At 70.6% G+C, this 18,797-nt stretch carries 15 protein-coding genes; 10 read left to right on the top strand and 5 right to left on the bottom strand.

All coding sequences use genetic code 11. The features are described from left to right. The first annotated feature begins 49 nt into the window (after positions 1–49). The gene (locus ACIPEK_RS14135) at positions 50–1,615 is read left to right on the top strand and encodes a DUF6519 domain-containing protein (protein ID WP_401995027.1); all 1,566 of its coding nucleotides are present in this window, start codon (positions 50–52) and stop codon (positions 1,613–1,615) included. Then, positions 1,615–2,508 (top strand): peptidoglycan-binding protein, encoded by an 894-nt coding sequence (locus tag ACIPEK_RS14130; RefSeq protein ID WP_401995024.1) that lies wholly within the window; start codon positions 1,615–1,617, stop codon positions 2,506–2,508. The genes ACIPEK_RS14135 and ACIPEK_RS14130 overlap by 1 nt, the downstream gene beginning before the upstream one ends. A gap of 217 nt (positions 2,509–2,725) precedes the next feature. On the opposite strand, the gene ACIPEK_RS14125 is transcribed toward ACIPEK_RS14130, so the two are convergent. From ACIPEK_RS14125 to ACIPEK_RS14115, 3 genes are all read right to left on the bottom strand, one after another. Continuing rightward, a complete protein-coding gene (locus tag ACIPEK_RS14125; RefSeq protein ID WP_401995021.1) occupies positions 2,726–4,603 on the bottom strand; it encodes a transketolase in 1,878 nt (625 codons plus the stop codon). 145 nt (positions 4,604–4,748) lie between these two features. Continuing rightward, complete coding sequence (locus ACIPEK_RS14120; RefSeq protein ID WP_401995018.1) at positions 4,749–5,504, bottom strand: dienelactone hydrolase family protein; 756 nt, start codon at positions 5,502–5,504, stop codon at positions 4,749–4,751. Between the two features lie 148 nt (positions 5,505–5,652). Beyond that, positions 5,653–6,186, bottom strand: coding sequence for a hypothetical protein (locus tag ACIPEK_RS14115; protein ID WP_401995015.1), 534 nt, complete (start codon positions 6,184–6,186; stop codon positions 5,653–5,655). 269 nt (positions 6,187–6,455) lie between these two features. On the opposite strand from ACIPEK_RS14115, the gene ACIPEK_RS14110 reads away from it, so the two are divergent. Then, complete coding sequence (locus ACIPEK_RS14110) at positions 6,456–6,854, top strand: DUF6221 family protein (RefSeq protein WP_401995012.1); 399 nt, start codon at positions 6,456–6,458, stop codon at positions 6,852–6,854. Positions 6,855–7,190: 336 nt separating this feature from the next. Here ACIPEK_RS14110 and ACIPEK_RS14105 read toward each other — a convergent pair whose 3' ends face one another. Together ACIPEK_RS14105 and ACIPEK_RS14100 are read right to left on the bottom strand one after the other, a co-directional pair. After that, on the bottom strand, positions 7,191–7,853 hold the full coding sequence (locus tag ACIPEK_RS14105; RefSeq protein WP_401995010.1) for a response regulator: 663 nt from the start codon (positions 7,851–7,853) through the stop codon (positions 7,191–7,193). Further along, positions 7,850–9,022: a histidine kinase gene (locus ACIPEK_RS14100; RefSeq protein ID WP_401995007.1), complete on the bottom strand. Its 1,173-nt coding sequence runs from the start codon at positions 9,020–9,022 to the stop codon at positions 7,850–7,852. The genes ACIPEK_RS14105 and ACIPEK_RS14100 overlap by 4 nt, the downstream gene beginning before the upstream one ends. A gap of 204 nt (positions 9,023–9,226) precedes the next feature. Here ACIPEK_RS14100 and ACIPEK_RS14095 point away from each other — a divergent pair, with 204 nt between their 5' ends. From ACIPEK_RS14095 to ACIPEK_RS14065, 7 genes are all read left to right on the top strand, one after another. Beyond that, positions 9,227–10,147, top strand: coding sequence for an ABC transporter ATP-binding protein (locus ACIPEK_RS14095; protein ID WP_401995004.1), 921 nt, complete (start codon positions 9,227–9,229; stop codon positions 10,145–10,147). After that, complete coding sequence (locus tag ACIPEK_RS14090; RefSeq protein ID WP_401995001.1) at positions 10,144–10,998, top strand: ABC transporter permease; 855 nt, start codon at positions 10,144–10,146, stop codon at positions 10,996–10,998. The genes ACIPEK_RS14095 and ACIPEK_RS14090 overlap by 4 nt, the downstream gene beginning before the upstream one ends. 252 nt (positions 10,999–11,250) lie before the next feature. Beyond that, entirely contained in the window at positions 11,251–12,522 is a 1,272-nt protein-coding gene (locus ACIPEK_RS14085; RefSeq protein ID WP_401994998.1) for an FAD-dependent oxidoreductase, read from the top strand. A gap of 802 nt (positions 12,523–13,324) precedes the next feature. Beyond that, a complete protein-coding gene (locus tag ACIPEK_RS14080) occupies positions 13,325–13,867 on the top strand; it encodes a hypothetical protein (RefSeq protein ID WP_401994995.1) in 543 nt (180 codons plus the stop codon). A 98-nt stretch (positions 13,868–13,965) separates the two neighbouring features. Next, positions 13,966–17,352, top strand: coding sequence for a CHAT domain-containing protein (locus tag ACIPEK_RS14075; RefSeq protein ID WP_401994992.1), 3,387 nt, complete (start codon positions 13,966–13,968; stop codon positions 17,350–17,352). Continuing rightward, positions 17,349–18,053 (top strand): hypothetical protein, encoded by a 705-nt coding sequence (locus tag ACIPEK_RS14070; protein ID WP_401994989.1) that lies wholly within the window; start codon positions 17,349–17,351, stop codon positions 18,051–18,053. Before ACIPEK_RS14075 ends, ACIPEK_RS14070 begins: the two co-directional genes overlap by 4 nt. Then, positions 18,050–18,727 (top strand): RES family NAD+ phosphorylase, encoded by a 678-nt coding sequence (locus tag ACIPEK_RS14065; protein WP_401994986.1) that lies wholly within the window; start codon positions 18,050–18,052, stop codon positions 18,725–18,727. The genes ACIPEK_RS14070 and ACIPEK_RS14065 overlap by 4 nt, the downstream gene beginning before the upstream one ends. Positions 18,728–18,797: the final 70 nt, after the last annotated feature.

Here is an 18,797-nt window from a genome sequence, read left to right as displayed (position 1 = left end):
CCGATGACTCTCTCGACCCGCACATTCCTGAACCAGGGGGACCCCCTTCATGCACGCTGATCTCTCCCGCTCCACCTTCCGCCCGGAGCGGCACTATTCCGCGGTCATCTCCCAGCAGGGCCGCGTCCAGCTCGACGCCGACGCCAACGAGCAGGCCGCGATCGAGCTCCACCGGGTGCGTACGCTCGCCGCCGACCTGATCGGCCGGCACGGTGCGCCGCGCGACGCGGCGGGCTTCCGCATCCAGTACGTGGGTGGCAAGCACGACATCGACACCCTGAACATCTACGGCGGCCGCTACTACGTCGACGGCATCCTGTGCGACGCGGACCGGACCGCGCCCGGTGTGCCGGTCCCGGACGAGGGCGCCGCGGACGACGACGCCGAGGCCGCCACGCCGCCCGCGTTCTGGACGTACTGGGACCAGCCGGACGGCTTCCGCGACCCGGAGAGGCCGGGCGACCGGCTGCCGTCGCCCGCCCAAGTGCCCTTCGTGGTCTATCTGAAGGTGTGGGAGCGTGTCGTCACCGCGGCGGAGGACCCGGCGCTGCGCGAGGTGGCGCTCGGCTCGGCGATGCCGGACACTGCGGCACGCGCGAAGGTCGTCTGGCAGGTGCTGCCGCTCACGCTCACCGCGCTCGGCATCGAGGAGAGCGACCCGTCGAAGGAGCAGGTGAGCGAGAAGTTCACCCAGTGGGCGCTTGGCCAAAGCGCCCCCTCCGCGTACCTCGCGGCCCGCGCCGAGCGTCCCGACCGCGCGGACGAGGACCCGTGCCTGGTCAAACCGGACGCCCGCTACCGCGGTCCGGAGAACCAGTTGTACCGGGTGGAGGTGCACAACGGGGGCCCGGCCGGGGACGCCACGTTCAAGTGGTCGCGCGAGAACGGCTCGGTCGTCTTCCCGGTGGACGAACTGGACGGAACATGGGTGCAGTTGGCGGGTTTCGGCCAGGACGACAAGCTGGACCTGGACGTGGGCGACCAGGTGGAGTTCACCGACACCGCGTACGCCTCGCGTCTGGAGGCCCTCCCCCTGCTGCGGGTCGAGGAGCTGGACCTGCCGGGACGGCGGGTGCGGCTGTCCGCCGAGCCGGAGCCGGGCGTGGGACGGCTGCCCCATCTGCACCCGTTCCTGCGTCGTTGGGACCACCGTGCGGGCACCAGGCGCCAGGGCCGCTCGGCCGGCCTGCCGGGCGGAGCCGTCCGTGTCGCGGAGGGCGAGTGGCTGCCTCTCGAGGACGGCGTCGAGGTGTACTTCGCCAAGGGCGGCACCTACCGCACCGGCGATCACTGGATCGTCCCAGCCCGCACCGCGACCGGCAGCGTCGAGTGGCCCACGAACGACGCGCGCAAGCCGCTGCTCCAGGCCCCCACGGGCATCGCACGGCACTTCGCGCCGCTGGCCCTGGTGAAGGGCGAGGACGCCCCCGTCGACCTGCGGCTCGTTTTCGCCCCACTCGGGTACGGCGTTCCGGCAGCGGACGAGGCGGCGCTCGCCGCGGAAGCACTCGCGGCCGAAGAGGAGTACGCGGCGGAGACGACGCAGGACGCCCCGGCGGAACCCCGGTCACAGACCACGCCCGAGGCGGAAACCGCAGTGGAAGGAGACAAGTGATGGCCAAGCCACTGAGCGCGTCCAAGCTGGTGGAGATCCTGCGTGCGGAGGGTCTGACAGTCCACGAGGTACGCAACTGGCGTACCCACAACCGCAATTCGAAGGGCCCATGGGGTCCGATGAACGGTGTGATGATCCACCACACCGTCACCTCGGGCACCGACGCGTCCGTGGACATCTGCTACAACGGCTACTCGGGCCTCCCCGGCCCGCTGTGCCATGGCGTGATCGACAAGAAGGGCCACGTCCACATGGTCGGCAACGGCCGCGCCAACCATGCGGGCCTCGGCGACGGCGACGTCCTGCGTGCCGTCGTCAACGAGACGAAACTGCCGCCGGACAACGAGGCCGACACCGACGGCAATCGCCACTTCTACGGCTTCGAGTGCATCAATCTCGGCAACGGCAAGGACCCCTGGCCCGAGGCCCAGAAGGAGGCCATCGAGAAGGTCTCGGCCGCGATCTGCCGGGCCCACGGCTGGAGCGAGCGTTCCGTCATCGGCCACAAGGAGTGGCAGCCGGGCAAGCAGGACCCGCGCGGCTTCACGATGGACGGCATGCGTTCGCGCATCGCCGACCGCCTGCGGAGCCACAAACCGGGCGGTGGCGGAAGCCCCGAACCGCCGACCAAGCCCCGGCCCGCGTACGAGCCGTTCCCCGGCTCGGCCTTCTTCCGGGCCGGCCACCACGACAAGCGGATTACTGCCATGGGCAAGCGCCTGGTCGCGGAGGGCTGCGGCCGTTACGAGGAGGGCCCCGGCCCCGAGTGGACCGACGCGGACCGCAAGTCCTACGCGGCGTGGCAGCACAAGCTGGGGTACCGGGGCAAGGACGCGGACGGCGCGCCGGGCAGGGCCAGTTGGGACAGGCTGAAGGTGCCGGCGTCGCGGTAGGGCGCGCGGGGTCTGCCCGCCGAAGTGCGGGCAGACCGGCTACCTGACCGCGGCGGCCGTGGCGCGGCGCTGTTCCACGGCGCTGTCGACGTCCTCGTCCCGTGAGCCGGTGTTGGTGGCGAAGGCGGCGGCAGACCCCATGCCCGCGGTGACGCCCCACTGGCGCAGGAGCAGGGCCCAGCGCCCCCACTCTCATCGCCGCCCACGGCGGCAGCGCTCAGCGGGCGGCGAGGTCTTGGGCTGTTCGGATGATGTGGGTGCGTGAGATGCCTGCGATGTCGAGGAGTTCGGAGGGGGTTCCGGAGCCCGGCAGATTGCGCACGGCGAGGTGGACGACTGCGGGGGCCAGTCGCTGTGCGGCGAGTGCGGACAGTACGGCCTCGCCCATGCCGCCTTCGGGGTGGTGATCCTCGACGACGACCAGTGCGCCGGTGTCCTGGGCGGCGCGGGCGAGCGTGTCGAGGTCCAGGGGCTTGACGGAGTACAGGTCGACAACCCGGACGGGGATGTTCTCGGCGGCGAGCTGGTCGGCGGCGGCGAGGCATTCGTGGAGGGTGACGCCGGCGCCGATGAGAGTGACCTTGTCGCTGTCGCTCGCGCGCAGGGTCTTGGACCCGCCAACGGGGAAGGTTTCGTCGGGGGCGTAGAGGACGGGGTAGGCGCCCCGGGTGGTGCGAAGGTAGGAGATGCCGTCCAGGTAGGCCATTGCGGCGGTCAGAGCGGCAGCGGATGTGGCGTCGCTGGGGTAGAGCACGGTGGAGCCATGGACGGCGCGCATCATGGCGATGTCTTCCAGGCCCATCTGGGAGGGGCCGTCCGCGCCGATCTCGACACCGCAGTGGGTCCCGCACAGGCTCATGGAGATCTGGGAGACGGCCGCCATACGGATGAAGTCATGGGCTCGGGTGAGGAAGGCGGCGAAGGTGGTGGCGTAGGGGCGGTAGCCGCGTGCGGCCATACCGACCGCGCCGGCGATCATCTGCTGTTCGGCGATGTACATCTGGAAGTACCGCTCGGGGTGTGCCTTGCCGAAATCCTCCGCGTGGGTGGAGTTGCCCACCTCGGCGTCCAGGGCCACGATGTCGGGCCGGGCGCCGATCGCGGCGAGCGCCTTGCCGAAGGCGACGCGGGTGGCGACGGTTTCGCCGACCTCGAAGTGCGGCAGCGTCACCTCCACGGGAGCGGCCGGGGCACTGGGGGCGGCGGCGGGCGGCTGGGGGCCGCGGACGGTGAGGTGGCGGACGCCGCCCAGTTCGGTGATGGCTCGTGCGGCGAGATCGTCGGGCAGCGCCTTGCCGTGCCAGCCCTCGGCGTCCGCGACCTCGAAGACGCCCTGACCCTTGACGGTCTTGGCGACGATGACGGTGGGGGCCTGCCCGTCGTCCGCGGCGGCCAGGGCTTGTTCGACGGCCGCGAGGTCATGGCCGTCGACGACCAGGGCGCGGCAGCCGAAGGCTTCGGCGCGGCGGGCGTAGGCGCCGGTGTCCCAGCCCAGCTCCGTGGGGCCGCTCTGGCCGAGGCGGTTGACGTCGATGATCGCGATGAAGTTGGCCAACCGGTGGCGGCCTGCCTTGTCCAGGGCTTCCCACACCGACCCTTCGGCCATCTCGCTGTCGCCGCACAGCACCCACACACGGTACGGCTGGTGTTCCAGGTCCCGTCCGGCGAGCGCGATGCCGACACCGTAGGCGATGCCCTGGCCCAGGGAGCCGGTGGCCGCATCCACCCAGGGCAGGACCGGAGTGGGGTGGCCCTGCAGTCGGGCGCCGTTGCGGCGGTAGGTGGTCATCAGTTCCTCTTCGTCGATCGCACCGGCGGCGAGGAACATCGCGTACAGCAGGGGGGAGGCGTGCCCCTTGGAGAAGATCAGGTGGTCGTTGGCCGGGTTCTTCGGGTTCTGCCAGTCGTAGCGCAGTTGGCGTGTCATGAGGACGGCCATCAGATCCGCGGCGGACAGGCTGGAGGTGGGGTGGCCAGAGCCGACGGCGGTGCTGGCGCGAACGGAGTCCACGCGCAGCTGCTGAGCCAGCTCGAAGACCTGGTCCAGGCCGCTGTCGGGCCCGAGGGAGACAGTGGGGGTGTTCTCGACCGACATCGCGGCTTCCTCTCGTGTCCTGCGTTCTGATCCGGTCGTCGACGGCTGCCGGCTCGCGGGCCGCGCGCAGAGGCTGCGTGGGGCGCCTGTGCCCTCGCCGACCGTATGTCCGTGGTGCGGTGGCCGCGATCTGAACGCGTGCCGGTCAGAGGGTGCGGTCCAGGAGTGCCGTCAGTGCTTTCCAGTGGCGTTCGTCCGCTGTGCTGTCGTAGGCGGCGGTGTCTGCCTGGGTGAAACCGTGGTGCGCCCCGGTGTAGACCTCGCTGCGGTGGCGCACACCCGCTGCGGTGAGGGCCTCGTCGAGGCGGTTGATCTGCTCGGGGGGCAGCGAGGGGTCCTGGTCGGCGTGGCCGAAGTACAGCTCCGCGGTGATCCGGCCGGCGACAAGGTGCGGGCTGTCGGCAGCTTCGGTGGCCAGGCGCCCGCCGTGGAAGCCTGCCATGGCCGCGACCCGCTCCGGGTAGGTACCGGCGGTACGCAGGGCAAGGCCTGCGCCCATGCAGTAACCCGTGATGCCGACCGGCCCGTCAGTGGCCAGGGGGCAGTCTGTCAGCCAGGTCAGGTAGGCGTCGGCGTCGCGCATCGCCAGATCGGGTGTCAGTGACTGCATGATCGGGCCGAGACGCTCGAAGATCTCCGGGCGTCGGGCCGGGTCGATGAAGTCGGGCAGCTCGACCACCGGCGCTCGCCCATGGCGGTAGAAGACGTTGGGGGCCAGGACTGTGTAGCCGGCTTCGGCAAGACGGTCGGCCATCTTCTTCAGGTGAGGACGGAGTCCGAAGGCGTCCGTGCAGAGCAGGACCCCGGGGTGGGGACTTCCGTCGTCGGGATGGGTCAGGTAGGCGTCGGCATTGCCGTCCTGTGTGGGGATGTCCACGGATGTTCCGCGCACGGCGGTCATGGGCGGTTCTCTTCTCTCGTCCGGTCGCCCCTCTGCGCTCGGAATCATGAGGGACGAAGGGGTGCGGTTGCAGTCAGTGATCGTAAGCGGTCAGCGACCGCGCGGCCGGTTGCCCGGTCGGGTCGACGGGGAAACCCCGCAGAAGGCTTCATCGCAGCCGCCGAGTGACCGACCTCCGCTCGACATTGCGGCCGGCTGTCCATCCGGTCGAGGCCCAGTCGACCACCGCGCAGTCCTCGAACGCACCGGTGGGCAGGGGAGCGCCTTCGCCGAGTCGATGCAGCACGTGCTTGCGAAGCCGGTCGTTGGCGGCCATCCACGTCGCGGTGTACGACACGTTCGGCGGAGGGTACGTGTCCATCGAAACCCGGTGTATCGGGTAGTCCTCGGTGAGTACCACGGCCACGGCGTGCGCCCAGTACTCGAACAGCCGTCGGTCCTGCCACCACAGGCCGGAGAAGAGGGAGCCGGCCCGTGGTCCGAGGCGGCTCCACAGGACCAGCTCATGGCTCGGCGCCACGACGTCGACGGGGTCCAGTTGCACATAGCCCAGTGCCCGGAAAGCGGTGCGCAGACTCGTCGCGTCCGCCGGCAGTCGGGGGCCGGCCAGGTGCTGGCGCGAGAGGACCAGACGGCGCACGTCGACCTGACTGATCGTCAGGCGCCGCTGGGACGTGGGCATCGTGTGCTCCTTGCGTCGCCACCCGAGCCCGTGGGCGAGCCGTCGGACGGCCCACCCTACGGTGTCCTGCCAGTCGGTCTGCGCATGGGGCGACGGCGGTCCCGACCACCTCGGCACCGAGATATGCGCACTACAGGTGGTGTCCCCGGGGTGCCGGACTTTCGACTCGGTATCGTCGTCCGACATCCTCGGTGAACCGACAGAACCGGCACGGACGGCAGGTGCGGTTTCTGGTGGGGAGCCATGACGGTGAAGGATTCGAAAGGCCGATGACGGACAACTCCGACATGATCGACTTCGTTCGGGCGCGTCTTGCTGAGGAAGAACAGATTGCGCAAGCGGCAGGCGGTGACAGCTGGCGGTGCCCGGCCGACGTGCCCGGCGAAGTGCACGACCGGTCCGGCGCCATCGCGTTCAGCCTGCGGCATCTCGGCTTCGACCAGCACATCGCTTTCCAGGACCCTGCGCGTACACGCCGCCGCATCGAGACGAGCAGAGTTCTTCTGGATGAGTACGCGGAGGTCGCCGACAAGGACACCGACCGCCCCGACTACGACTTCCCGTCCGGCCGCGCCGTCGGACTCGGTTTCGCCGTCCGCCAGATGGCCGCAGAGCATGCCGGTCACCCCGACTACCGAGCCAAGTGGCTGCCACGGTTCATGCATTAGCGCGCCGCGACCGCCACCCCGGGCCGGCCTTGTCCAGTCGAGGAAGCTCTGTACCGGGGCCCTCTCGCGAGTCCGACGTACGTCGCCCGGGTCCTCGCCCTGCCGCAGCGGCCGTCACCCGGCCCCGGCATCATCCCGTGCGTGCTCACCGGTCCTGGGACCTTTTGTGCAGCCCGGCGAGCAAGCTGCCGGAGCCGAGGAGGGGATGGGATGTCCCGAATTCAGCGATGTGCGCCACCGACGCGGGCGAGTGAGCTGGGCGCCGGCAGCCATGAAGGAGCTGATGCGGGGGCGACACGACGTTTCCGGCTTCCACCCAGGGGTCCAGGGACGCGCTCAGCGAGGCAGCGTGACGAGCCCCGTCTCATAGGCGGTGATCACGAGCTGGACCCGGTCCCGGGCGCCCAGTTTGGTGAACAGACGTGACACGTGCGACTTGGCGGTGGCCACCGTGATGCAGAGGTCCTCCGCGATCTCCGTGTTCGACCGGCCGCGCCCGACCAGGGTCAGGACCTCCCGTTCCCGCTCGGTGATGCCCTCGACCGACCGTGGAGGGAGCTCCGGGGCAGCTCCGGGGCGCCCGACGAAGTCCGCGATCAGACGGCGCGTCACCCCCGGCGCGATCAGTGCGTCGCCGGCGGCGACCACGCGGATCGCCGCGAGGATGTCGTTCAGCGCCATGTCCTTGACCACGAAGCCGCTCGCGCCGGCCCGGAGCGCGCCGTAGACGTGGTCGTCCTCGTCGAAGGTGGTCAGGACGAGGACGCGGGTCGTGGCCGGGCCGGCCATGATCAGGCGAGTGGCCTCGATCCCGTCCATGCCGGGCATCCGGATGTCCATCACCACGACGTCGGGGCTGACATCCCTGACCAATTGGACTGCCTCGACGCCGGTGGCGGCCTCACCGACGACCACCAGGTCGGGATGATCGGCCATGACCATGCGCAGACCGGACCGCACCAACGGCTGGTCATCGGCGAGCACGACCCGGATGATCATCGGGCCTCCTCCAGAACTCCGGCAGGTTCGGGCAGCGGCAACCGCGCCGCCACCCGGAAGCCGCCCTCGGGACGCGGCCCGGCACTGAGGTGGCCGTGCAGCAGGCCGACCCGCTCCCGCATGCCCACGATGCCGAAGCCATGGGCCGAGCCGTTTTCAGTGGCGCCGCGCCCGTCGTCGACGACCTCCACCGACAGCTCCTCGTCCCCGTAGTCGATGGCCACCCGACAACGCCCGGTGCCCGCGTGGCGGACCACGTTGGTCAGCGCCTCCTGCACGATACGGTAGGCGGACAGGTCGATGTCGGCCGGCAAAGGACGTTCCTCCCCGCTGCGGCACACGTCGACGCGTACCCCCGCGTCGGCCGTCGCCGCTGCCAGCCGTTCGATGTCCCTCAGACCCGGTGAGGGCGCGAGCGGTGCCTGTCTCGAGGCCGCCGCGCCAGGGTCGGCCTGACGCAGCGCCACCAGCGTGCGCCGAAGGCCCGACAGGGTCTCTCTGCTGGTGGCCTCGATGGCTCGCAGTGCCTCGCGGGCCTCCGCAGGCCGTGTCTGGATGACCTGGCTCCCCGCCCCGGCCTGGATGGCAATGATGCCGATACTGTGCGCGACCATGTCATGCAGCTCCCGCGCGATCCGCAGCCGTTCGGCGGTCACGGCCTCGGCCACCTCCTGCGAACGCAGCGCCACCGCGTGCTCGCGGCGTTCGCGGCTCAGCAGACCGACCGTGCAGGATGCGGCCATCGCCAAGAGGGCGATCACGACGTTGACGGTCAGGTTGTCCCCGTGGGCGAAGCCGCCGATGACCAAGAGCTGCACGGTGAAAGATACGGCCACGGCGACGATCGAAGCCCGCCGCGTGCAGGTGGCGACGATGAAGCCCAGGACGAGGTCCACCGCCAGATACGACAGGAACTGACCCTGGAACGACACCGTCAGGCCCGCATGGACGGAGCTCGAAGTGCCCACCACCACGGCAGTGGATCCGAAGAGCGCCATGGCCAGAGCCAGGAGCGGCATCCGTCGCAGCACACCGACGAGCAGACTCACAGCCAGCAGTGACCCGACGGCGTGGACCGTGCCCGAAGCCCGCGTCGCGCCCCCCAACAGCAGCACCATGAAGAGGTAAAGGAAACCCCCCGCCCAGGCCATGACCTTTGTTCCCGTCATCGGCGGTGTGCCCCTTCGAGAGGGGGGCGATGCGAAACGCGCGAAGGCAATGGGGTGGTCGGTGTGGCGTCCATGCCGGGAGCTTAACCAGCTGCCGCCCGCGCGACGTCGGCCCGGGGATGTAGGCCCGCGGGCTGACCAGGCCGTGCGGTTTCCGCCCACGGCCCCATGATTGGACGTGGGCCTCCCGGCAGGGTTGCCCTTGTGATCGAAGTCGACGAACTCACCAAGCGCTACGGCGGCAAGACCGCCGTTGACCATCTTTCCTTCACCGTGCGGCCGGGCCAGGTCACCGGATTCCTCGGCCCCAACGGAGCCGGCAAGACCACTACCCTGCGGTTGATCCTGGGGCTGGACACGCCCACCGCCGGCGCCGCCACCGTCAGCGGCGTCCCCTTCCGCAGCCACCCACGCGGACTGCGGCACGTCGGCGCCCTCCTCGATGCCGGCCAGGTCCACGGCGGACGCAGCGCCGTGGCCCACTTGTCCGCCCTGGCCCGCAGCAACGGCATCCCGCTGCGCCGGGTGGAGGAGGTGTTGCAGGAGGTGGGGCTGGCCGGGGCGGCGGCCCGCCGCATCGGCGGGTTCTCGCTCGGCATGAAGCAGCGGCTCGGGATCGCCACCGCCCTGCTCGGCGACCCGCCCGTGCTGATGTTCGACGAGCCGGTCAACGGCATGGACCCGGAAGGCGTGCTCTGGATGCGCCGGCTCTTCCGGCGCCTGGCCGCCGAGGGGCGCACGGTCTTCCTGTCCAGCCATCTGATGTCAGAGATGGAGAACACCGCCGACCAGCTCGTCGTCATCGGCCGGGGCCGGCTCATCGCCGCCGAGTCGGTACGGGACTTCGCGGCCCGCAGCACCCGCCCCGGCGTCGTGGTGGGCACACAACAGGCCGCCGAGCTGGCGGCGGTACTGACCGCCGCAGGCGCGTCGGTCGAGCCGGAGGGCTCGGCGGGCGCCGAGAAGCTCGCCGTGAGCGGGCTGCCGGCGGACCGGATCGGAGTGCTCGCCCTCGAGAACCGGATCCCGCTGAACGAGCTGACCACCCGGACCGCCTCACTGGAGGCGGCTTTCATGGAACTCACCGCCGAAAGCGTCGAATACCTGGCAGGACAGACCCGATGACCACACTCCCCACCGTCCCCCCGCCCACCTCGCCCGCGCCCGTCGTCGGGCCGCCCGCCCGCTTCCGCGACCTGCTCGCCTCCGAGTGGATCAAGATGCGGTCCCTGCGCTCGACCTCATGGACGCTCGCACTCACCACCGTGTTCGTCATCGGATCCGCCGCGGTGGCGGCGCTGGCGGAATACAACAACATCGCGGACTCCAGCCCGAGCACGCCTGAGCCCCACGACTTCCTCCCCTTCACCGCCTACACGACGGTCGGCCACTGGACGCTGATGATCGTCGCCGGCGCCATCGGCACCATCACCGTCGTCAGCGAGTACAGCAGCGGACTGATCCGGACCACCACCGTGGCCGTCCCCGCCCGCGGTTGGATGGTGCTGGCCAAGGCGGTCGTCACCGCCTCGCTGTGGACCGGTGTCGGTACGGTCACCTCCACCGGTTCCTTCCTGGTCTCCCAGGCAATCCTGAACGGGCAGGACGCCGGGGTCTCGATCACCCACCCCGGTGTGGCCCGGGCCATGGTGGCGTCCGCCCTGCTGGCCCCGGTCTGCGCACTGATCGGCCTGGGCCTCGGTGTCCTGATCCGGCACAGTGCCACCACCGTGGTCATCAGCGTCTTCACGCAGCTGATGCTGCCCCCGGTCTTCTCGCAGAGCGAGCGCTGGTCCGCCGACATCAACCACGCGATGCCGGTCACCGCCTGGAAGCGCCTGGTCCAGAACTGGCCGCCGGATCCCGATTCCCTCGCGTACACCGCCGGCGTCCCCGGCTCCTGGGCCGTGTACGCGCTCTGGCCGCTGATCGCAGTCGCACTCGCAGTGATCGTTGTGCGGCACCGCGACGTGTGAACGTGTCGCCAGGACGCAGATATCACGCCCTGGAGACACATGCCAGGCGCAAGGTCCCGGAAGCTTGTCACAGCCTCGATGAGGAGCTCTCATGAACGACCATCTGTGAGAGTTCTGCGAGAGCCCCGGAAGCCGATCCGTTTCCACAGGTCGCCGCTCGCAAAGATCCTCTCCCAGTGTGGATTTATCAGGACTGTGGGTATATAAGACAATATTGCCGACCCAGGGATTTCACCGAAGGGAGCGGTCTCAGTGGAGCGGACCACGTGCTGTGTTGTGGGCGCCGGCCCCGCCGGAATGGTCCTCGGACTGCTGCTGGCCCGGGCGGGGGTGGCGGTCACGGTCCTGGAGAAGCACGGCGACTTCCTGCGCGACTTCCGCGGTGACACCGTGCATCCGTCCACCCTGGCGCTGCTGGAGGACCTGGGGCTGGCCGAGCGGTTCGCCCGGCTGCCGCAGCGGCGGGTGACGACAGTCCAACTGCCGCTCGGCCCGGACCGTTCGCTCGTCACCGTCGGAAATATCGGCGTCCTGCGGGGCAAGTACAACTACATCGCGATGGTGCCCCAGTGGGAGCTGCTCAACCTCCTCGTGGACGAGGCCGGGCGGGAACCGTCCTTCTCCCTGCGGATGAACACCGAGGCGACCTCCTTCCTGATGGAGCGCACGGAGGTCCCCCCTGGTCGAGCGAAGCCGAGAGCCCGGGGAAGGGTCACCGGGGTCCGGTACCGCACGTCCGACGGCCGTACCGGTGAGCTGCGGGCCACCCTCACAGTGGCCTGCGACGGCCGGTCCTCGCTGGCCAGGTCGTTGCCCGAACTGGGACTGCGGAAGTTCACCTGCCCGATGGACGCCTGGTGGTTCCGGCTGCCGCGTCGGGAGGGCGACCCGAACGGGCTCGTGGGAGGCGTCGGCGACCGGTTCCTCACCGCCATGATCGACCGCGGGGACTACTGGCAGTGCGCCGCACTGATCTCCAAGGGAACCGACACCCAGCGCCGCGCCGCCGGCCTCGACCGCTTCATGGGCGCATTCATGGCCGCCGTCCCCTGGCTCGCGGACCGGGTGCACGCGCTCGGGTCGTGGGACGACGTGAAGCTGCTCGATGTACGGCTCGACCGCCTACGGCGCTGGCACCGCCCGGGACTGCTGTGCATCGGCGACGCGGCACACGCGATGTCACCGGTCTTCGGCATCGGCATCAACCTCGCCGTCGAGGACGCGGTGGCGGCCGCCCGGTATCTCGTCGAACCGCTGCTCGGAGGCACGGTCGGCCTGCGGGCCGTACGCCGCGTCCAGCGACGCCGCTGGCCCACTACCGCCGCGACGCAGGCCCTTCAGCGCTTCGCCCACACGAACGTCATCGAACCGGTCCTGTCGGGCCGCCCGGCGTTCGGCGACCCGAAGCGCGCCCGGCGGCTGATCGAGCTCATCACGACCTCACGATGGCTGAACCGCCTGCCGGCGTACTTCCTCGCCTACGGCGCCCTGCGCGAGCGTCCACCGGCCGCGTCGGTGCGCTGAGCCGGACGCCTTGCGTCGGCGGGGCCGACACCACGCCCACCCCGCTTCCGCTGGGCGACGGGCCGGGATTGGGCTCTACCCAGCCAGTCGGCGCCCCACGTGTGGCGAAAGTCGTCCCGCGCCCTGTCCGGCGCCCGCTCGGAACGGACCAGCCACGGATCACGGCCGGTGGTGCGCTCCGCCTTGAACCAGCGCTCACCCACTCCCCCGGCGGACAGCACCCGGTCAGCGCCGCCGCCTTGCGGCGCGGACCGACCGCGCAGAGGACATTCGCCGCGCGCCGCCCCTTGATCTCCTCAATCCGGCTGAACTCGTCCAACACCTCGTGGCCAGCCAACGCCCCCACGCGCGCCCGGCCGCCTCGTGATCGGGCTCGGCCAGCGCCTTATGCCCCCGCGCCGTCAACTCCGTTCGGCCATCCGACAGTTCAGCGAGACCGCCCACCTGGATGAGCAGCGACCAGGCGAATGTCCCAGGGCTTCCGTGGCTGCCTCTTGGAACGACCGGACCGGCTCGCGTTTCGCCTCCGCCCCCGTCCTCCCGTCCGCCGCGGGGTTCTGCTTCGGTCCGCTCATCGGCCATCGTGACCTCAGGACGACTTCAGAGCAGACCTCCCGTTCCCGACTTCCATCAACTCCCTTTCACCGACGGGGACGTCGCCCGAAGAGTGCCCAGATACCGCCGCCCGCTGCTCGGATGGTCGGCGATGGGGCGAACACCGGGCGACGCCCGGGCGAGGTGTTCACCCGAAGCGGATCCGCTGCTTCGCTGGCCCCGTGACGGAACGACGGAGGGAGGCAGCATGAACGTCGGTGGTGCGACCGCTCCCGTGGTCGCGGTCGTCGGAGTCGTCGGGACGCTGCTGTCCGCGCTGCCGACTCAGCGCGCGGCCGATCGCAGCCACCGGCGCGAGCAGGAGCGCGCCGAGGAGCTGCAGGAGCGGCGCGGCCAGGCCCAGGAGCTACGGTCGTGCTACGTGGCGCTCAACACCTCGGCTCGGCAGTATCTGGCCGCGCTCACCGACCAGTTGCACGCGCTGGATCGCGATGAGGATCTACGGTCCGTACGGCAGCGGCTGACCGGGGCGCGTGACCAGCACCGGGACGTGTACGCGGAGGCTCAGATGCGGGTGCCGGAGCGCGTACTCGGACTCGCGGGCGACCTCAGTCATGACCTGGGCGCGGTGTACGGCATGGTCCGACGCCTGGACGACGGAGTACTGCGAGCCGGGGACTCGCCGGCCACCGCGCAGGCGAGCATCGACACACTGTGGGGTCGACTGCGGGAGATGCGGCACGAGATGAGGGCCGATCTGGGCGCGTCCCGGGCGAACTCGGGGCGTTGAGCACGAGAAGGGCAGGATCTGGTCGCCGTGGATCCGGCGGATCGGCATAGTGTCGGTGATTCCAAGGGTTGTTGAGGTCCCGGAGAGGCAGAGTGTCGGTGAGCGACGAGCAGAGCGGCGGCGTACAGGCACTGCGCGCCTGGGCGGCGGACGCTGCGGAGCGGGTCAGACAGCTGATTCCCGCCACGCAGGACGGTGCGCTGCCGCCGGGGGCGTACGACTCGTCGGTCGCCGAACTCGACCAGCTGGCAAGACTGCTGGACCATGAACCCGGTCTGCGCAGTGCGGTGAGCGTATGGCTGGGAGGCGCGCTGGCCCTGCGGCAGGTCGCCGGGGTCGGTGAGCCCGGCGACCGGGAGCGGGCGGAGACGCTGTTGCGGGACGCGCGGGACCGCAGGACGGCGCTGGGTGCGACGGCGGGCGAGGAGGAACGGCGTTGGGCGGCGTTGTTCCTGCTGCCGCTCGTTTCGCCGATACGGCCGCAGCAGGGCGGGTTCGGGACGACGCCCGACTTCTCCTCGTTCATCGAATGGGTCGCGCGGGCGGGACCCAGCGGGATGATGAGCATCGCGGCGGAGATCCAGGCACTGACCGCGGAGGTGGTGGATCTGCCGCTGCCGCAGGAGTTCCTCGGGCAGTTGCGGCGGATGCAGGGGTTCTTCACGGCTTCCTCGGGGCCGGGGTTCCCCGACCTTCTCACGGGCATGATGCCCGCCGGGAATCCCTTCGCGGATCAGCTGCGGCAGACGATGGACCGGGCGTTCGGCACGACCGGTGCTCCCACGGGCGGGCACCCGGACGCCACCGGACAGCGCAAGTCCGCGGATTCCGAGCCGTCACCGGATCCGGCCCCCGCCCCGGGTCCGAAGCCCGCGCTCACGCCCGACGACATCCGCCGGTTCGCCGCCACCATGGACGCCGTCAACGCCACCGCACATGGCCTCGATGACGTGCTCAAGAACGGCGATCCCCAGGCGCTCAACGAACTTCTCCGCCGACTGCGCTCCGTACAGGATCTGCCGGCCCCCGGGCCGGACCCGACCTCCGCCCTGGAGAGCTTGAGGGCGCTCCTGCTCAACATCAGCCCAGGCGTAGGCGGCACGTTCCAGGACCGGTCGGCCGGCCGTGCCCACCTTCAGGCGATCGTCGGCCACTTCGAGAAGCTCGAAGGATCGCTGCCTCCGGAAATGGGGGATCCTGCCGTTGGGGGCCGCGCGTTCGATCTGTACACCCGGATCCTCGATGCCGGGGAGACGGAGGACGCCCAGACGCTCCGTGACTTGGTGGACGAGGCCGAAGCGCTCGAGAAGACCGTTCCCGAAGGTCATCCGTTCCGATTCATGGTTTCCTCGGCCCTGGGTGCGGCCTACGGCAAGCTCGGCACCGTCACCGGGGACAAGGAGATGCTCCTGCGTGCCCTGCCGTACATCGAGAAGGGGATGGTCGGCGTCAGGGAGAGCGGTCTCCCGTTCGCCGACGAGGCACCCCCGCCGTACATCCCGGACCTCGATCTGCTTCGCGCCGGCCTCACCGGCGACACGGCATCGGCACACGACCACGTTGCCCCGCCTCCGGGCGCCTCGGCGGAGGATCTCCACGCCTCCGCGCTCTCCCTGGGCCTGCGCTTCTCCCTCACCCGTGACCCGGCCCTCCTTGACATGCTGATCGATGAGCTGGAGCGGGTCCGCGACTGCGTTCGTGAGGGGAAGGCGCCACGGATCGCTGCCGATGCGCTGTGGCATCTGGCCCAGGCGTATCGCGAGCGCGGAGTCCTCAACGACGACGTGAAGGACATCGCGGCTCTGGAAGCCGCCAAGGAGGCGCTGACGGCGCTCGCCGCCGACGTCCTTCTCCAGGCCGGTGCGGAGCACGGACTGCTGGCGGCCCGTTCCGGGGCGAGCAAGGGCGTGCAGGCCGCTCTGTGGGCGGCCTCGCAGGGACGGCTGCACGAGGCCGTGGCCGCTCTGGAACTGGGCCGAGCCCTGGTGCTGCACGCGGCGTCCACCTCGTCCACCGTACCCGGACTCCTCGATGCGAGCGGGCACCACGGTCTTGCCGAGGGCTGGCGGGCGGTCGGCGCGACCCAGGGCCCCGGCGCCGCCGACGAAGGCGGCGTCCCCGGCGAACTGCCGAGCACGCTGCGACGCCAGGCCCTCGAAGCCCTGGGCTACCGGCGGGAGGATGGCCTGCTCGGCACGCCCACGCTGAGCGAACTCGCCGGCGGGATCGCTCGGAGCGGCGCCGACGCGCTCGTCTATCTGGTCCCCGGCGAGGGCGAGAACCCCGGCGTGGTCATTGTGGTGGCGCCCGGCCTCGGAGCCGCGGTGGGCGTTCAGCCACAGCTGTCCGGCGCCGGGAGCCGCCCGCTGGAGCGCTATCTCGACGCCACCGCCGTACGCGATACCGCCGTACGCGAAGAGCGCCCGGTCGACCCGTCCGTCGAAAAGACATGGGAGGAAGCCCTCGCAGCGCTCTGCGACTGGGCCTTCCAGGTGCTCGGCCCCGTCCTCGCCGGCATGGAGGAGCGGCTCGCAGCCGACGGCGAGCGGGACGGCTGGCCGCTGCGGGTCGTCCTCGTGCCCTGCGGGCGCCTCGGCATCGTCCCCTGGCACGCCGGCCGCTTCCCCGGCGATCCGCCCCACGAGTACCTCTGCCAAGCGGCCGTCATCAGCTACGCGGCGTCCGGCAGCCAGTTCCTGCGTACGGTGCGCCGCGCGCCCCGGGATCCGGCGGCAGCCCCTGTCCTGCTCGCCGATCCGACCCAGACCCTCGCGTACGCCGAGATCGAGGTCATGGCCCTGCGGAACGCCTTCTACCAGCAGGCCCGGATGTATGGGGAGATCTCGCAGCTGGCTCGGGACGAGGTGTCCCGCGGCACGCCCGAGGCCGTCCTCACGTTCCTCGTCGACGGAGCCTCGATGCTCCATATGGCTTCGCACGGATCCGCGGGAACGCGCCCCACGGACTCGGCCCTGCGCCTGGACACCCCCGAGCACGTGCAGGACCCCGCCCCCCACCACGACCCGCACCCCGACCTGCTGACGGTAACCCGGCTCCTCGACCGCCCGGACACCCAACGTGAAGCGACAGACGGCCCGTTGGTGGTGCTGAGTGCCTGCCAGACCGACCTGAGCATGCGTGACCACGACGAGGCACTCACCCTCACCACGGCGTTCGCCGCGGCCGGCGCGCGGGACGTCGTCGGATCCCGGTGGACGACGTCCGACGGCGCGTCGGCGCTGCTCATGGCAGTGTTCCACCACTACCTGAACGTCGAAGGGCTCAGCCCCGTCGACGCCCTCAGGGCCGCGCAGCTCTGGATGCTCGACCCGGGCCGGGAGAACCCGGGCTCGCTCCGCGGCGATCTGCTGCGGGAGATGCGGCGCCCGGGCCTCGACCGGATCGCGGCCTGGGCCGCCTTCATCCACCAAGGGCACCCGGGCCCGCAAGACCCGAACACACCCGAAGAAGAGAGGAACGCGTGAACGACGACGGGACGAGTGAGAGCGGCGGACGTTCGACGGAGCGGCTGCTCGCCCTGATCGGCGAACACCGCGACAGCATCCGCGAGGAGCTGGACGACGAGGAGTACGCGCTGCTGCTCACCCGGTTGGAAGCCCTCGCCACCTCTGCCGCGGACGACGACAAGGCGGTCCGCAGGGCACTCCAGGGCGTCCGCCTGGCCCTGCTGCCGCTGCCGTTCGACCATCCGGTGCGCGTGTTCGCGCTGGACGCCGTGCGGCTGGTCGCCACCCCGCCCGGGCCGGCGACCGTGCCGGGGGCCCGCGACCTGCTGGCCTGGCTGACGGCCCCGGCACCTGAGCCCGAACCGGCGCACCCCACCGCATCCGGACGGGGCCACCTGCTGCTCGGGGCGCCGGCACTCTCCGCCGAGGAGGCGCGGACGCGCTGCGGCGGCCCGCCACCCCCCGAGCTGATCAGAGTGCCGGATCCTCAGGACGGCGAGCGCTACCCGGAGTTCCAGTTCGCCGAGGACAACGGCACCCCGCGCAACGCCGTCCTCGAGGTCAACCGGCTGCTGCTCGCGGCCGTCGACCCCTGGGGCGCCGGAGCCTGGTGGCTCAGCGAGAACACCTGGCTGGGTGGCATCCCCGCGTCGCTGCTCGGCCGGCTGCCCGACCACCGGCTGGTCGGCGCAGCCACCGAACTGGTGGAGGGAGAATGATGAACTGCCGCTTCTTCCCCATGATCGACCTGGTTCTGTGCCCCAACTTCCATACGATCCCGGCGGGCACGCAGCTGTGGCGGGTGCACCAGTCCAAGTACGCGCCGGACGGGTTCAACCCGAAACTCTCGGACATCCACTTCGGTGGGGGCCGCTTCGAGGGCACCGTGCTCGACCCGTACCACTACCTCTACCTGGCGGACACCCCGGTCACGGCTCTCGCGGAGAGCGTGCTGCGCTCCCTGCCTTTCGCGCATCCGCTCGAGATGCGGGACATCCCCTACGTCACGGTCCATGGCCGGTCGCTGAGCTGCCTGCGCACCCGGTACGACCTCACCCTGGTTTCCCTCATCAAGGGGACGGATCTGGCCGCCGTCCGCCAGCACTCCACCCTCCTGGAGGACGAGAGCAACTACGCGACGGCACGGCGCTGGTCGAGCGAGATCCGGGCGCAGGCACCGGATGCCCAGGGGCTGATCTGGGATTCCCGGCGCAACCGGTCCGAGCACGCCCTGGTGCTGTACCACGACCGCTTCGAGCACGGCAACGGCGGCCCGCTGGAGGTGGTGCCGGGCCGGGGCATCCCGGAGCTCGGCTCCCGCGAGGGACGGGAGCAGGCCAACGAGTTGCTCAAACCGCTGTGGGCGGAGATTTCGAAGCCCGTGGCGTGGTGAGATCCGCGGAACCCGTGCGGCGGTGATGTCCTCGGGGCCGTTCGAACCGGCTTGTCCGCAGGTGAAGGGG

It is taken from the genome of Streptomyces sp. NPDC088246, assembly GCF_044741025.1.
In the GTDB taxonomy this organism is placed as follows: domain Bacteria; phylum Actinomycetota; class Actinomycetes; order Streptomycetales; family Streptomycetaceae; genus Streptomyces.
This window is presented reverse-complemented; position numbering and strand designations above follow the sequence as displayed.